Source organism: Heliomicrobium sulfidophilum (genome assembly GCF_057715735.1).
The window spans coordinates 216,126-232,035 of record NZ_JBVTZZ010000005.1 but is presented as its reverse complement, the minus strand read 5'-3'; the positions used below and the strand labels follow the sequence as shown (position 1 = coordinate 232,035).

General features: G+C 61.2%; 14 protein-coding genes. 13 read left to right on the top strand and 1 reads right to left on the bottom strand.

Features of this window, described 5'->3' with window-relative positions; translation table 11 throughout:
- Positions 1-111 precede the first annotated feature (111 nt).
- On the bottom strand, positions 112-1,617 hold the full coding sequence (locus AC0CW1_RS06835) for a S41 family peptidase (protein WP_488182332.1): 1,506 nt from the start codon (positions 1,615-1,617) through the stop codon (positions 112-114).
- 306 nt (positions 1,618-1,923) lie between these two features.
- Here AC0CW1_RS06835 and trpE point away from each other — a divergent pair, with 306 nt between their 5' ends.
- The 13 genes from trpE to AC0CW1_RS06770 all read left to right on the top strand — a co-directional run bounded on the left by trpE (position 1,924) and on the right by AC0CW1_RS06770 (position 15,702).
- On the top strand, positions 1,924-3,528 hold the full coding sequence (trpE, locus tag AC0CW1_RS06830; protein WP_488182331.1) for an anthranilate synthase component I: 1,605 nt from the start codon (positions 1,924-1,926) through the stop codon (positions 3,526-3,528).
- Positions 3,525-4,094, top strand: coding sequence for an anthranilate synthase component II (locus AC0CW1_RS06825; protein ID WP_488182330.1), 570 nt, complete (start codon positions 3,525-3,527; stop codon positions 4,092-4,094). The genes trpE and AC0CW1_RS06825 overlap by 4 nt, the downstream gene beginning before the upstream one ends.
- A gap of 88 nt (positions 4,095-4,182) precedes the next feature.
- Entirely contained in the window at positions 4,183-5,271 is a 1,089-nt protein-coding gene (gene trpD / locus AC0CW1_RS06820; RefSeq protein WP_488182329.1) for an anthranilate phosphoribosyltransferase, read from the top strand.
- Positions 5,268-6,122: an indole-3-glycerol phosphate synthase TrpC gene (locus AC0CW1_RS06815; RefSeq protein ID WP_488182328.1), complete on the top strand. Its 855-nt coding sequence runs from the start codon at positions 5,268-5,270 to the stop codon at positions 6,120-6,122. The genes trpD and AC0CW1_RS06815 overlap by 4 nt, the downstream gene beginning before the upstream one ends.
- A gap of 66 nt (positions 6,123-6,188) precedes the next feature.
- Positions 6,189-6,893 carry a phosphoribosylanthranilate isomerase gene (locus AC0CW1_RS06810; protein WP_488182327.1) on the top strand — a complete coding sequence of 235 codons (705 nt, stop codon included), beginning with the start codon at positions 6,189-6,191 and terminating at the stop codon, positions 6,891-6,893.
- A gap of 22 nt (positions 6,894-6,915) precedes the next feature.
- Positions 6,916-8,100: a tryptophan synthase subunit beta gene (gene trpB, locus AC0CW1_RS06805; protein ID WP_488182326.1), complete on the top strand. Its 1,185-nt coding sequence runs from the start codon at positions 6,916-6,918 to the stop codon at positions 8,098-8,100.
- A gap of 1 nt (position 8,101) precedes the next feature.
- Positions 8,102-8,917, top strand: coding sequence for a tryptophan synthase subunit alpha (trpA, locus tag AC0CW1_RS06800; RefSeq protein WP_488182325.1), 816 nt, complete (start codon positions 8,102-8,104; stop codon positions 8,915-8,917).
- A 373-nt stretch (positions 8,918-9,290) separates the two neighbouring features.
- A complete protein-coding gene (gene aroF / locus AC0CW1_RS06795; RefSeq protein WP_488182324.1) occupies positions 9,291-10,304 on the top strand; it encodes a 3-deoxy-7-phosphoheptulonate synthase in 1,014 nt (337 codons plus the stop codon).
- Between the two features lie 183 nt (positions 10,305-10,487).
- Entirely contained in the window at positions 10,488-11,360 is an 873-nt protein-coding gene (pheA, locus tag AC0CW1_RS06790) for a prephenate dehydratase (protein ID WP_488182323.1), read from the top strand.
- A gap of 4 nt (positions 11,361-11,364) precedes the next feature.
- Positions 11,365-12,639 carry a prephenate dehydrogenase/arogenate dehydrogenase family protein gene (locus tag AC0CW1_RS06785; RefSeq protein WP_488182322.1) on the top strand — a complete coding sequence of 425 codons (1,275 nt, stop codon included), beginning with the start codon at positions 11,365-11,367 and terminating at the stop codon, positions 12,637-12,639.
- A gap of 179 nt (positions 12,640-12,818) precedes the next feature.
- The gene (aroA, locus tag AC0CW1_RS06780) at positions 12,819-14,150 is read left to right on the top strand and encodes a 3-phosphoshikimate 1-carboxyvinyltransferase (RefSeq protein WP_488182321.1); all 1,332 of its coding nucleotides are present in this window, start codon (positions 12,819-12,821) and stop codon (positions 14,148-14,150) included.
- Positions 14,151-14,338: 188 nt separating this feature from the next.
- Positions 14,339-15,025, top strand: coding sequence for a (d)CMP kinase (gene cmk, locus AC0CW1_RS06775; protein WP_488182320.1), 687 nt, complete (start codon positions 14,339-14,341; stop codon positions 15,023-15,025).
- Positions 15,022-15,702 carry a lysophospholipid acyltransferase family protein gene (locus AC0CW1_RS06770; protein ID WP_488182319.1) on the top strand — a complete coding sequence of 227 codons (681 nt, stop codon included), beginning with the start codon at positions 15,022-15,024 and terminating at the stop codon, positions 15,700-15,702. Before cmk ends, AC0CW1_RS06770 begins: the two co-directional genes overlap by 4 nt.
- The last annotated feature ends 208 nt before the right edge of the window (positions 15,703-15,910 follow it).

Sequence of the window (15,910 nt, the reverse complement as noted above, 5' to 3'; positions counted from 1 at the left end):
CAAAACGAAAGGCCCTGTACTGTTTCTCTAAGCAATACAGGGCATTCTCTATTTAAGTGAACATCATTGTGGGTCGAAATCAAAAAAGATTCTAGTCAAAGACTGGGTCGATCAGGGCTTGTTGATCCGAACTTCCTTAGTCTCTTCGTTAAAAACCACATCAAAGCCCAGGTTTTCGCTGAGCAACCGCACTGGCGAGAGAATACGGTCGTTGACAGTTGGCAGCATTCCGATATTTGCGATGCTTTGTTGATTCAGCCGTACTTCGCCGCCGTCAAGGGGGATGTCCAGGCTTTTGCCACTAACAGTGATCGTCGCCCGGCGCTCGCCCTCCCGGTACTCTACGGTTCCTCCCAAAGCCTCACCCAGGAAGCGCAACGGCAGGTATGTACGGTCATCCTGGAGGAAGGGGGCGCTGTCGAGAGACAGGTGATCCTGATTGATCCAGGCCTCCTTTTGGTCGAGGAAAAAACGCAACTGCTTGGGTTTCCCCGGAGACAATGCTTCTTTTGCCCGGATCAACTGGAGCGGTTCATAACCGACTGTCTGATCGGGCGTTAAGCCCACTTTGTCGACAGGCCGGTCCAGGGCGGTGGTGTAGTGGGCGATGGTCAGTTTCAGGACACCGCCGTGTTCGAGTTCAAAGAGGCTCTGGACGGAGCCCTTGCCAAAGGTTCTGGCGCCGATGAGGACGGCATGAGCCCGTTCCCTGAGGGCGCCAGAGAGCAGTTCCGAGGCGCTGGCCGAGCCCTTGTCAACGAGGATCGCCATGGGGATGGGCCTTTCTTTTCCGGTGGTGGTGAAGGTTTCTTTGGGCAGTTTTCGGCCGGCTATGTGGTAAAGGGGTCCCTCGGGAAGCAGGAAATCAGCCAATTCTTCCACCGCCGTGACTTCACCGCCGCCGTTGCCGCGCAGGTCGATGATCAGTTGCTTCATGCCGGCCTTTTGCAGTTGTTCGTAGGCGTTTTTGAATTCCTCGCCGGTGCGTTCGCCGAAGGTGCTTACCTGAATGTAGCCGATGGTTCCTTCGAGCATGCGACCCTCCGCTTGGGGCATTTCGATGCGCCGCCGTGTCAGGTTGATATTCCGTTCTTCTCCGGATTTGTCCAGTTTCAAGGTAAGGCTGACAGTGGTGCCTTCGGGGCCGCGCACTTTTCCGGCCAACTCGTCGACGGATACGCCGTAGGTCGACTCGCCGTTGATGCCGACGATGGCATCGCCGCTTTTGATGCCGGCTTTTTCCGCCGGAGAGTTGGGGATGGTCCTTTCGACGGTGGGGTACTCTCCGCCAGGGGCGATAACCATGCCCACGCCGTGGTAATTCATGTTCACCGATTCCAATAGCTCCTGGAATTCCTTCTCGTCCAGGTACAGGGAGTAGGGGTCTTTGAGGGCTTTTACCGTTTCTTCGATCGTGTCTTTTTGAAAGACTTCAGGAGCGGGGGTGTCTACATAAGCTTCCGCGATCATCTGACGGATCTCGGCCAGTTTGGGGTCGACCTTGGCTGGTGAAGCGGCAGAAGCGCCAGCCATTCCAAAGGGATAGAAAAGGGTTGCCCAGCAGACGAAGGACAGGGCAACCAGGAAAGCGGGAATGCGATAGGGCCCTTTTTTCATACTGTTCAGGTGGGTTCACTCCTTTTTTATGTAAGGGGTCTTTATGTACAAGGTACTCCATGGGTAGTCCTATTGCAAGCAAAAAAGCGCCGGCGCAGTTTCCGAAAAATCGTTGACAATTCCATACAGCTATGGTACTTTGGCAGTGAGTTGAGTTTTAGAGTAGTTGAGCGGAGTCCAGTGGAGTCGAGCGGAGAGGCGGTTTTTACTGATTTTGTCAGAAAACCGGTCTACCTTCGGTGGGCCGGTTTTTTTGTACGCTTTTTTCCGGTCTCGCTTCACCTCCGCCGGGAAGGAGGGTGAACCTTGAACCTGCACCGCACATCTTCCGATGCGGTCGAGTTTGTCCGGCTGAGCCGGGAACACCGGTATGTCCCGCTGTGGATATCGTTCAGCACCGACGAGGATACGCCGATCACATTGTATCGCAAGCTGACCGGCGAGGGTTTGGGCTACCTGCTGGAAAGTGTGGAGCGGGGCACCGTCCTCGGGCGCTATTCCTACGCCGGCGCCGATCCCCTGGCCTTTTTCTCCTGGCCGCCTCAGCCGGTTGCCAGAGTGGCTGCCGAAGAGGGCGGAACAGAGGCAGCGGGCGATGCAACCGGCGCTGCTTCCAATGCCGCTTCCGGCACCAAAGCCGGTGAGCCCCTCAAAGGCGTGGAACAGTGGCTGGCCGACCTGAAGGTCGCCCCTGTTCCGGCCAATGCGGGCTTGCCCCCCTTCTACGGCGGCCCTGTCGGGTATTTTTCCTATGATCTGATCCGCCATTATGAGCGGTTGCCAGCGCACAGCGTCGATGACCGGCAGTTGCCGGAGATGATGCTGATGATCACCCGTTTCACCCTGGTCATCGATCACCTGCGCCACCGGGGGACCCTCGTCCTGCTGGCCGAAGCGGGCGATGAGGCGGCTTACCGTTACGGCCAGGCGCAGCTTCAGGAACTGCTCCAGCGGTTGCGCGGACCGGTGTCGCCGCTACCAACGGAAAGGTTCGCTGAAACAGGTACCGAGACTTCAGCGGAAGCAGCAGGAGCATCATCAGAAAAACAAGCTCAAGCCGGTTCGGCGGCGGTGAAGGAGATCACGTCCACCTTTGACCGCGCCGGTTACTGTCAGGCCGTCGAACGCTGCAAGGAGTACATCGCCGCCGGCGACGCCTTCCAGGTCGTCCTGTCGCAGCGGCTCACCCGGCCGCTCAAGACCCATCCGCTCAATGTCTACCGGGCGCTGCGATCCTTGAACCCGTCGCCCTACCTCTTTTATCTGAACCTGCCGGGGATGCAGGTGGCCGGTTCGTCGCCGGAGGCGCTGATTCGTGTCGAGGGCAGGCGGGTGGAGACACACCCTATCGCCGGCACGCGGCCCCGGGGCCGGGATGCCGAAGCGGACCGGCGACTGGCGGAGGAACTGCTTCAGGATGAAAAGGAGCGGGCTGAGCACCTGATGCTCGTCGATCTGGGCCGCAACGACTTGGGCCGAGTCTGCCAGATGGGAACGGTCCGAGTGGAACAGTTTATGGAAGTGGAAAATTACTCTCATGTGATGCACATCGTCAGCCGCGTCGCCGGGGTGTTAAGGCCCGATGTGACCGCCCTTGACGCACTCAGTTGCGTCATGCCGGCGGGCACCTTGAGCGGCGCCCCTAAGATCCGGGCCATGGAGATCATCGACGAGTTGGAGCCGGTGCGCCGAGGGCCTTATGGCGGCGCCGTGGGCTATCTCAGCTTTGACGGCAACTTGAACACCTGCATCACCATCCGCACGGTGCTGATGCGCGACGGGAAGGCCCAGATCCAGGCCGGCGCCGGGATCGTGGCCGACTCGGTTCCGGAGATGGAATATGAAGAGACGATGAACAAGGCGAGGGCGCTCCTGGAGGCCTTAGCTGTGGCGGAGGGGGGATTGCGGTGATCGTCGTCATCGATAACTACGACTCCTTTACCTATAACCTGGTTCAGTACTTGGGGGAGATGACCGACGCTATCGAGGTTTATCGCAATGATGCCATCGCGCCGGAGGACATCGCGGACCTCCATCCTTCCCACATCGTCATCTCGCCGGGACCCTGTACCCCCAACGAGGCAGGCATATCGATGGATGTAATCGGCCGCTACGCCGGGCAGATCCCTATCTTCGGCGTCTGCCTGGGCCACCAGTCAATCGGCCAGGTCTTTGGCGGGCGTGTCATCGGGGCGCCCCGGCTGATGCATGGCAAGACATCGCCCATCCACCATGACGGACGGACGATCTTTGCCGGCCTGCCCAACCCTTTCACGGCCACGCGGTACCACTCGCTGATCGTGGAGGAGGAGAGCCTGCCTGACTGCCTGGAGATTACGGCGCGGAGCGACCAGGGCGAGATCATGGGGCTGCGCCACCGGGAGTTGGCGGTGGAAGGTGTCCAGTTTCACCCGGAGTCGATCCTGACAGAGGCGGGGAAAGGGCTGTTGCGCAACTTCCTCTCCTTGCGGGCGTGATGAAGGCATCTATTGAATACGTGCCTTTTCGGGCCAAAGAAAGCGGAAGTTTATAGGAAGTTTTAAGATAAATCAGAGGTGAGATGAGATGAGCCAGTCCCTGGAGATTGCCAAGCACAGCCTGCAAGCTCTCTTGAGCGGAGAGCGCCTCGGCGAAGGGCGGGCTGAGGAACTGATGTACGCTGTGATGGAGGGGAAAGTCCCTTCGGTGCAACTGGCGGCGCTATTGGTCGCCCTGCGCTTGACCGGCGAGGGCGAAGAGGAGATCGCCGGCTTTGCCCGGGCGATGCGCAGCCGGGTGAGCCGCGAACTGGCCGAGTACGTTCCCGCCGGGTTTGAGGCGACGCGGATGCAGATGGTCGATACCTGCGGCACCGGCGGCGATGGCGCCGGCACCTTCAATATCTCCACGACGGCCGCCCTGGTTGTGGCCGCCGCCGGTGTGCCTGTGGCGAAGCACGGCAACCGGGCCATGTCGGGCCGGGCCGGTTCTGCCGATGTGCTGGAAGCGCTGGGTGTCACCGTCGATCTGTCGCCGAACGACGCCTATGATTGTCTGATGCGGACGGGTTTCGGCTTCTTTTTCGCCCCCCAGTGCCACCGCGCCATGGCCCATGCGGCGCCGACGCGGCGGGAACTGGGTGTGCCGACGGTCTTCAACCTGCTCGGCCCTTTGAGCAACCCCGCCGGGGCGGTCCGTCAACTGCTCGGCGTCAACAGCGCTGAACGGGTGAAGGTGATCGCCCATGTGCTTCGCCGCCTCGGTGTGACCTCAGCCTGGGTCGTTCACGGCCAGGATGGCCTCGATGAGATCAGCTTGACGGGGCCGACGACGGTGGCGAGATTGGAAGCGGGTGAGGTCCATCTGGAGACCCTCGATCCCCGCGCCTATGGTTTTGATTATTGCGCTCCTGAGGACATCAAAGGGGGCGATCGCGACCGGAACGCCGCCATCACCCAGGCCATCTTGCAAGGGGAAGCGGGGCCGCGCCGGGACATCGTCCTCGTAAACGCCGCCGCCGCCCTCTGCGTCTCCGGGAAGGTGGACAGACTGGAAGAAGGGATCGCCCTGGCCCGGTCGGTGATTGATAGCGGCGAGGCGCTCACCCTCCTGGAGCAGGTCAAGGCGCTGACGACCGAAGCGGCCTCCCTGCGGGAACGCGGGGTGAGCGCATGACTGACCTGATCCCTGAGGTTCCCCTGACGGGGTTTCTGGCGACCATGTGGGAGATTCAGGCCGAGCGGGTCCGGATGGGGCGGCAGCAGGTTGGTTTTTCGGAACTGGCTCGCGGCGTCGCCCGCATGGGGCCGGTCCTTGACTTTGCTGGGGCGCTGCAACGGCAGCGCCCGTCGGGGCCGGTCCGGGTCATCGCCGAGGTGAAACGAGCCTCTCCCTCAAAAGGCCCCCTGTTCCCGGAAGCAAAAGCGGGAGACCTGGCGGCGCGGTATGAACAGGCCGGCGCGTCGGCCCTTTCCATATTGACGGAGGAAAAATACTTTTTGGGTCACCTTGACGATCTCCAGGAAGCGATAGGGCGGGTCAGCCTGCCGGTGATGCGTAAGGATTTCCTGATCGACCCCTATCAAGTGCTGGAGGCGCGCATCTGCGGCGCTGACGCCTGTCTGCTCATCGCTGCCATGCTCGGTCCGTCCCGCCTTACGGAGATGTGTGCTTCTGCCTTGGAATACGGGATCCATACGCTTATCGAGGTCCATGACGAGGAAGACCTGGCCTGGACGATCAGGGCGGTGGAGAAGAACCGGTCTCATCGCCCCGATTGGCTGCCTGTCGTCGGCATCAATGCCCGCAACCTGGCCACGTTGACCGTGGACAAAGAGCTGGTCCTGCGCCTCGGCGCAGCGTTGCCGGGAGGCGTCGTCAAGGTGGCTGAGAGCGGCATCCGGGATGCCGGCGATGCGCAACGCGCCGTGGAAGCCGGCTTTGACGCCGTCCTTGTCGGCGAGGCGCTGGTGACGGCGGTTGATCCGGGGAAAGCGCTGCGCCATCTGATCGGCTTGCCGGGCTGACCTTCACCTGGTTCATCTGCTAAGAACGCTTCTTTATTTACACCAACCCCAAGGGGAGGTCCCGACATGCTCGTCCATCCACGCGTGAAAATCTGCGGCATCCAGTCCTTTGAAGACGCGGAAGCGGCCGTGGGCGCCGGCGCTCACGCCATCGCCTTCAATTTTGTCCGCGGTTCCCGGCGCTACATCAACCCGGAAAGGGCCCGGGAGATCATCCTCAAACTGCCGCCTTTTGTGTCTGTCGTCGGCGTCTTCGCTGATGAGCCCCGCTACAGTGCGGAGGAGATCGCAACCTTCTGCCGGCTCCAGGTGCTCCAGTTTCACGGCGAAGAGACGCCCGAATACTGCCGGCGCTGGTCCTATCCGGTGATCAAGGCTTTCCGGCTGGGGGCTGACGCGCCGGAAGCCAAAAAAGGAGCCACCGCCTTCACCGACTGGGGGACCTTGGCGCAGGCGGCCCACGAGTATGACGTCAACGCCTACCTCGTCGACGCCTACTGCCGGAACGCCCTGGGTGGGATGGGCCGTACCTTTGACTGGTCCAAGATCGGCGACCGGTTGCGTCGCCCCCTCATCCTCGCCGGTGGGCTCACCCCCGAAAACGTCCACGAGGCCATCGTCCGCGTCCGTCCCTTCGGCGTCGACGTGGCCTCCGGCGTGGAGACGGACGGGAAAAAGGATCCGGCGAAGGCGGCAGCCTTTGTGGAAGCGGCTCGTTTCCGGCCCGAAGATCGGCTCGGAGAAGACAACGGCGACGAAAAACTTTTTTAACAATAGGAAAGGGGTGTCCGCCTTGACTGGACAACTTACCCATGATGGTCGTTTTGGCGCTTTCGGCGGCGCCTTTGTCCCCGAGACACTGAAACCGGCCCTGGAGGAACTGGAGGCCGCTTTTCGCCAGATGGCGGACGACCCCGCCTTCCAGGAGGAGTTTCAGACCCTCCTCGCTGAATATGCCGGGCGGCCCAGCCGGCTTTACTATGCGCAACGGCTCACGGAGCACCTGGGCGGCGCCCGCATCTACTTGAAGCGGGAGGACCTGAACCATACCGGTTCCCATAAGATCAACAACACCCTCGGCCAGGTGCTGATGGCCAAGAAGATGGGCAAAAAGCGGGTCATCGCCGAGACAGGCGCCGGCCAGCACGGGGTGGCGACAGCAACCGCCTGCGCCCTCTTCGGCATCCCCTGTGAGGTCTATATGGGCGCAGAAGATGTGGAGCGCCAAGCCTTGAACGTGCTGCGCATGCAACTGCTCGGGACGAAGGTGATCGCTGTCACCTCGGGAACGCGGACCCTCAAAGACGCCATCAACGAGGCCATGCGCGACTGGGTGGCCAATGTGCAGGATACTTTTTACTGCTTCGGCACCGCCGCCGGCCCCCACCCCTATCCCTCCATCGTGCGTTGCTTTCAGTCGGTCATCGGCGTGGAAGCGCGGGCACAGATCCTGGAGAAGGAAGGGCGCCTGCCGGACGCCGTGCTGGCTTGTGTCGGCGGCGGCAGCAACGCCATTGGCATGTTTTCCGGCTTTCTCTCCGACTCGTCGGTCCGCCTGATCGGCGTCGAGGCTGGCGGCGACGGGGTGGAGACGGGACGGCACTCGGCGTCGCTGTCGGCCGGCATTCCTGGCGTATTGCACGGCGCCGTCTCTTATCTGTTGCAGGACGATGACGGGCAGATCCTGGGGACCCATTCGATCGCTGCCGGCCTCGACTACCCCGGTGTGGGACCCCAACTTTCTTATTTAAAAGACAGCGGCAGAGCCGAGTTTGTGGTGATTACCGATAAAGAAGCGCTGGAGGGCGTCCGCATCCTGGCCCTCACAGAAGGCATCCTGCCGGCCTTGGAAAGCGCCCACGCTATCGCTCAAGCGGCGACGCTGGCGCCCCAGATGAGCCCGAACAGCCTGATCATCGTCAACCTGTCGGGTCGCGGCGACAAAGATGTGCACACACTGGCCGGGGAGGTGGGCTGAGATGGAAGAACTGCGCGGAACTGAGCGGTTGGCGACGACCTTTGCCAACCTGAAAGCCGAAGGAAAACGGGCCTTTATCGCCTATGTGACGGCTGGCGATCCTGACCTCGAGACGACGCGGGAATTGGTGCTGACGCTGGAACGAAATGGCGTCTCCATCATCGAACTGGGCGTGCCTTTCAGCGACCCTGTCGCCGACGGGCCCGTCATCCAGGAGGCGGCCGGCCGGGCGCTGGCCAGCGGAACGACGGTGATGAAAGTCCTCGAAACGGTACGAGAATTGCGCAAGGAGACCTCGGTCCCCATCGTCCTCCTAACCTATTACAACCCCGTTCTTCGCTTCGGCCTGACGCGGTTTGCCCGCGAGGCGGCAGCCTCCGGCGTTGACGGCGTCATCGTGGCCGACCTGCCGGCGGAAGAGGGCGATGTGCTGCGTGAACCCCTTGATGAAGTGGGTCTGGCGCTGATCCCCCTTGCCGCGCCTACATCGACGCCGGAGCGGATCCAACGCATCGCCGAAAAGGCGCGCGGTTTCATCTACTGTGTCTCCCTGCTCGGGGTGACGGGGATGCGCGCCGACCTGCCGCCTGACGCGGCGGCCTTACTGGAGCGGGTGCGGGCGATGACGGATACGCCGCTGGCCCTCGGCTTTGGCATCTCCACGGCAGATCATGTGGCCGTTGTAGCGCCCAAGTGTGACGGCGTCATCGTCGGCAGCGCCATCGTCAAGCTCATCGCCAAAAACCTGGATGACCGAGCGCGGATGCTGGCCGAGGTGGGCGCTTTTACGCGGGAGTTGGCGGCGGCGGTCGGCTGAGTTCTGGAGCTGCCACGTTCCATGGCACTGGAATAATAGACACATGAAATATCCCTGCTGCCAAAAAAATTCGGACAATTGGAAAAAGGTTGCAGCCTGGTGGGGGCTGTGCTATATTGAATCATGTAGGAGATCATCTCTCTAAGATGGTCAAGGTAGCGGAGGCGATTGGATCGTCCTCCGGTGCAGGATGAAGGGCTTGCGGGCCCACGGGTGAGTTTCACTTTTTATGTAGCACGGAAGCATGGTAGGAGTCTGTCTGGCGATTTTGAGGTACTCCACCAGTTGGGGTACCTTTTTGTCTTCTCGGGCCGACGATTGCCTGACCTTCCGACCGGACACATTAACAGAAGGAAGAGGGAGGATCTGTCACATGATCATTGTGATGAGCGAAGGGGCATCGGCCCAGCAGATTGAGGCGATCAAGCAACGTCTCGTAAAAGAAGGTTTGCAGATTCACCTGTCTCAGGGCGTCGAGAAAACGATCATCGGCGTCATCGGCGATAAGTCCCGGATCTCGGCGTCAACGCTGGAGGCCCAACCGGGAGTGGAGAAAGTGATGCCTGTGCTTCAACCATATAAACTGGCCGGCCGTTCCTTCCGCCACGAGAATACGGTCATCCGCATCGGAGATGTGGCGATCGGCGGCGACGAACTGCAGATTTTTGCCGGTCCCTGCGCCGTCGAAAGCTGGGAGCAACTCCTTGAATCGGCCCAGGCCGTCAAAGCGGCTGGCGCCAAGATCCTGCGGGGCGGCGCTTTCAAGCCCCGGACCTCCCCCTACGCCTTCCAGGGTCTCGAAGAACAGGGGCTCAAGCTCCTGGCCCAGGCGCGGGAGGAGACGGGCCTGTTGATCTGCACGGAGGTCATGGACACCCGCAGCATCGATATCATCGCCGAATACAGCGATATCCTGCAGGTGGGGACCCGCAATATGCAGAACTTCCACCTGCTGCGCGAATTGTCCAAGGTGAACCGGCCGATCCTGCTTAAGCGCGGCCTGTCGGCTACGATTGAGGAGTGGCTGATGGCGGCCGAATACATCATGGCCGGCGGCAATTACAACGTCATCCTCTGCGAGCGGGGCATCCGCACCTTTGAGACGTCGACACGGAACACCCTCGATCTGAGCGCCATTCCGATCATCAAGAGCCTGAGCCACCTGCCGATCATCGTTGATCCCAGCCATGGCACCGGCAAGCGCCACCTCGTGCGGCCCATGTCGATGGCGTCCGTGGCCGCCGGCGCGGACGGGATCATGGTGGAGGTGCACCCCAACCCGGCCGAAGCGCTCTGCGACGGTCCTCAGTCTCTGCGGCCTGAGGAATTCGTTAGCCTCATGGATGACCTGCGTCGCGTGGCCGGCGTGATGGGACGGACAGCATAGGCTACGGTCCTAGCGGGAGCGAATTGTCACCCTGGATGAGCAAAGTGGATGAGCAAAGAGAGTCGTAAGAAAAGAATTTTTGTCGGCTTGCCGCCGCTGTAGAAGGATCGGGGAAGGGATTTCGAGAAATCCTGTCAATACTACCGAAACAGCGAATACCGGCAAGGAGACGGATCTGTAGATATGATGATTGAGCGACAACCGAAGGGGCTCGCCGGCGCCGTCAAGGGGCCGGTGGGCTATCTGGGGCCTGAAGGCACCTTCAGCGAAGAAGCGGCCCAGGCCTTTTTTTTACCGGAGACGCCCCTGCGGCCTTTTTCCAGCATATCGGCCATCTATGAGGCTTTGAGTCTCTGGGAGATCGAGGCGGCCATCTTGCCCCTGGAGAACTCTATCGAGGGCACCATCAACCAGACCTTGGATGAACTGGTGGAAAACCCGGGACTCTTCATCTTCGGGGAACGGATCCTCTCCGTCCACAACCACCTGCTCGTCCCCCACGGCGTCGACTGGAGCCGTGTCGTCGAGGTCTACTCCCACCCGCAACCGCTGGCCCAGTGCCGCAAGTTTCTCGACGCGAAACTGCCCAACGCGATGCCTATCGCCACCTCCTCGACGGTGGAAGGGGCGAAAAAAGCTCTGGAGTTGAGCACCCCCGAGGCGCCGCGGGCCGCCATCGGCTCGGCCTTCGCCGCCCAGCGGCTCGGCCTGGCGATCGCCCAGTCTGATATCCAGAGCCGGCCCAACAACAAGACGCGGTTCGTCGTCGTCGGTCGGCAGTTGACGGAACCGACAGGCAATGACAAGACATCCCTCGTCTGTTCCCTGCCCCAGGACCGTCCCGGCGGCCTCTATGCCATCTTGAAGGAGTTTGCCGAGCGGGAGATCAACCTGACCCGCATCGAATCACGGCCCACCAAACACGAACTGGGCCAGTACCTCTTTTTTATCGACTTTGTCGGCCACCAGCGCGATCGGAAGGTGGCTGAGGCGCTCAACGCCATCGGACAGTTTACCATCCTGATCCGTGTGCTGGGCAGCTATCTCCGGGGGTGAACGAATGGAACAGGCGGAAGATAGCTTTTGCTGTGTAGATTCGGTTCAGGCGGAGCCATCCTTTTGCCGGGAAGCGAAGGCTCAGACGGAAAAAACCTATCGCTGCACAGATTTGGATAAAGGGGAAACAAGCGTCTCCATTCGCCGGGTGGCCGTGATCGGTCTCGGTGTCATCGGCGGTTCTCTGGCGATGGCTTTGACTCAGGGGCAATTGGTCGACGAGGTGATCGGCGTTGACCGCGATGAGGAGACGCGGAAGCTAGCCCTGGACACCCGCGCGGCCCACCGGGTCGAGGCGGACGCGGCTGTTGCCGTCGCTGAGGTGGATCTGGTCGTGCTGGCCACACCGGTGCGGACTTATCCGGCCATCATCGAGGCCATCGCCGGCCATCTCAAGCCGGGAACGATCGTGACCGATGTGGGTTCAACGAAACAGTGGGTACTAGAACAGATGGGGCGGTTGCTTCCGCCGGGGGTCCCCTTCGTCGGCGGTCATCCTATGGCCGGATCGGAGAAGCAGGGGATCCGGGGGGCGGACCGCTTCCTCCTGGAAAACGCCGTCTATGTGCTGACACCGGATGCAGACACCGACGCTGCGGCCTTGCAGGCGGTGGAAGAGTTGATGAAAGCCGCTGGCGCCCGGGTGCTTCAACTCAGCGCTGAGGAGCATGACCGCACAGTCGCCCTGGTCAGCCACTTGCCCCATATGATGGCCGTCGCCCTGGTGGAGACATTGAGCGACGCGGCAACAGGGTGCCCGAAAGCGTCCATGCTGGCCGCCGGGGGCTTCCGCGATACGACCCGCGTCGCCGCCGGCGATCCGCAGATGTGGGTCGACATCGCTTGCACCAACCGGGAGCCTTTGCTACATATGATCGGCTGCTTCCGGAGCGCCCTCGACCGGCTGGAGGCGCAGATCGAGGGCTGTGGGGGTTGCGGCTCGCCACGCCCGCAAGAACGCCACAACGATACTTCGATCGAGGCGCTCCGGGAAACCCTCGTCCATGCCCGTGAGGTTCGCCTATCGATTCCCCGCAAGGCCAAAGGGATTCTGCCGGGCATCCATGAGATCGTCGTCACGGTGCCTGACGAGCCTGGCGTGATCGGCACCATGGCCCGCCTCCTCGGCGATAACGGCGTCAACATTGCTGACATTGAAATCCTCCGTGTTCGTGAGGGCCATGGCGGGACGATCCGCATCGGTTTTTACGAAGCGCCTGACGCCGATCGGGCCGTAGAGGTCCTTGCGGGCGCGGGGATCATCGTGAAGCGGTGGTAACATCTCAGGCAAAGACTTCGTAATCCATACATTCTGGTTAGGCAAGTCGTGAACGACACGCCAGTCAGGCAGACTGCGGTTGCGCTCATTCTCGATTTTTCAGGCGGTTGCTTCATCGCGTTGGCGCGGAAGCCAACCGCCTTTTCTAAAATACGCAGAAAAAGGAGATCCTGGATGATATGAACGATAAGCAAAAAGCGTCGCTGAAAACCCTCTCCGTCACACCGGGCCGTCCCTTGCGGGGAGAAACGGAGGTCCCCGGCGATAAGTCGATCTCTCACCGGGCCGTCATGTTCGGGGCGCTGGCCTCCGGCGTGACGCGGGTCCACCGCTTCCTGCCCGGCCAGGATTGCCTTTCCACCATCGATTGCTTTCGAAAACTGGGCGTCCGGATCGAACAGCCTTCCCCATCGGAGGTGATCGTCTATGGCCAGGGACCAGGGGGCTTGAAAGAACCCTCGGAGGTGCTCGATGTAGGCAACTCAGGCACGACGATCCGTCTGATGAGCGGCATTCTGAGCGGTCTGCCCTTTTTGTCGATCGTGACCGGCGACGCCTCCATCCGGCGGCGGCCCATGGGCCGCGTCACCCGGCCGTTGCTGGAGATGGGCGCTTCCATCTGGGGACGGGAGAATGCGACCAAGGCGCCCCTGGCGATCAACGGCGCCTCGATGGCCTTGGAGGCCATCGACTACCACAGCCCGGTCGCCAGCGCCCAGGTGAAGTCGGCTGTGCTCCTGGCGGGGTTGTTTGCCGAGGGGCGCACCAGCGTCCGGGAGCCCCTGCTGTCGCGAGACCATACAGAACGCATGCTGTCCGCCTTCGGCGCCAAGATCGGCCGCTCCGAGGACGGCCTGACGGCTTCCGTGGAAGGCTTTCCCCACCTGCGTGGGCAAGAGGTGGAGGTGCCTGGCGACATCTCGTCAGCCGCCTTTTTGCTCGTCGCCGCTTCCATCGTGCCCGGCTCAGAGGTGGTCCTGCGCAACATCGGCGTCAACCCAACGCGGGACGGCATTATCGAGGTGTTGCGCGCCATGGGCGGCGATGTGCGCGTCGAAAACGCCCGCGAGGTGGCCGGCGAACAGGTGGCCGACCTCATTGTCCGGAGCGCGTCGTTGCGAGGGACGACGATCGGCGGGGCCGTCATCCCCCGCTTGATCGACGAACTGCCGATCATCGCCGTGGCCGCCCTTTTTGCCGAGGGGACGACGGAGATCCGTGACGCCGCCGAGATGCGAGTGAAGGAGACGGACCGCATCGCCGTTATGGCCGGCGAACTGCGCAAGCTCGGCGCCGATATCGAAGAAAAGCCGGACGGGATGATCATCCGGGGCGGCGCTGCCATCGGGGGCGCAGAAACGGAGAGCCACGGCGATCACCGCGTCGCTATGGCGCTGGCCGTGGCCGGGTTGCTGGCGGAAGGGGAGACGGTGATCAACGATGCCGGCAGCATCGATGTGTCCTTCCCCGGCTTTGCCGAACTGTTGGAGCGGCTGCGGCGGGAGGCGTAGAGTCTCACAACGGTGGTGGAGTGGGCAGATTCCGGCGGTCGGAGATGGATGGTGTGCGTCCCTGCTGGGATATGTGGTAAAATATCGGCAGAAAACTAGTATGGTGATTGCTCCGCTCAAACCGCTCAGGCGGGCGGCGTACCCTGCGCCACAGGGAGCAATCACCAAACTGCGAAGGGGATAGAAATGTGACCTACGCCGGAATCCAAGTGGCCATCGACGGACCGGCCGGCGCCGGCAAGAGCACTGTTGCCCGGGAGTTGGCCAAACGCCTGGGTTATCTCTATATCGACACGGGCGCCATGTACCGCGCCTTGACATGGCTGGCCCTGCAAAAGGGGATCGATCTGTCTGACGACGCCTCTTTGTCACGGCTGGCGGAACAGGCAGACATTGCGCTGCTTCCGGTTCCGGGGGGGTTGACGGTGCTCGCAGACGGGCAAGACATAACCGACGCCATCCGAACGACCGAGGTGTCCCGCAATGTCTCCCGCGTCTCTGCCGTGGCCGGTGTCCGCGTGCCCATGGTGCGCTTGCAGCAAAAGATGGCGATGCGGGGCGGCGTCGTCATGGATGGTCGTGACATCGCCACCCATGTGTTGCCCCAGGCGGAAGTCAAGGTTTTTTTGACTGCCTCCGTGGAAGAGCGGGCGCGCCGCCGTTTCAAGGAAATGACCCTCAAAGGCATGGACATCGACTTCGAACAACTGCGCGCCGATATGGAACGGCGCGATCGCGAAGATTCCACCCGGGAAACGGCCCCGCTCGTGCAAGCCGGGGACGCCGTCTATCTCGATACGACCGGCCTTTCCTTTGAAGACGTAGTGGGGCGCTTGCTCGAGATGGTACATAGCCGGACGGGGGATGGACGATGACCGACGAGATCCGCGCCACCGCTTTCGATCCGGAAGAAATGGAACGGAAAGGGCTCGCCTCGGCCTACTGGCTCTACCGGCTCTTGCGGGTGCTTTTCCGCTTTCCCTTCAAATACTTTTGCCGCTGGCGGATCAGCGGACTGGAGAATGTCCCCCTCGACGGCCCATTGATCGTCGTCAGCAACCACGTCTCCAACTGGGATCCCGTCATCCTGGCCTGCGCCCTGCCCCGGCAGCTTCACTTCATGGCGAAAGCGGAACTCTTCCAAATCCCTGTTCTTTCCCAGGTGATGACCGTCTGCGGCGCCTATGCGGTGGACAGGGGGAAGTCGGGCCGACAGGCCTTGAAAAAGTCGCTCGACATCCTCGGTGAGAACAAGGTGATCTGCATTTTCCCCGAGGGAACCCGGAGCAAAACCGGAGAGACGGGCGAGGCCAAGGCCGGCACCGCCATGATCGCGGCCAAATCGGGAGCCTATGTGTTGCCGGTTGGCTTGCACAATAGTCGGAACGTCTTTTCCGGCGGATGGTTCCGTCCTTTTTCCGTCGCTATCGGACAGCCTTTCCGGATCGAAGCGGCGGAAGGGGAGCGGTTGTCGTCGCAGCGGTTACATGAGATGTCGGATGAGATGATGGAAGAAATAACGCGATTAGTGAATCGAGCAAAGGAAATATAGTATCACGAAGAAATGAACATGGAATATAATGAACCATTCGGAGCATTAGATCATCCCCAAGAATCGAGGGGATGATTTGTTTTTAATACTAGTGGTCTAAAATAACAGGAAATTGATGAAAATTGATGAGTTACTTCGACAGCCGGATACTCAATATTATAATGATGATCGAATGCAAAACGTTTAAATTCCATTGAATCCCTGACAA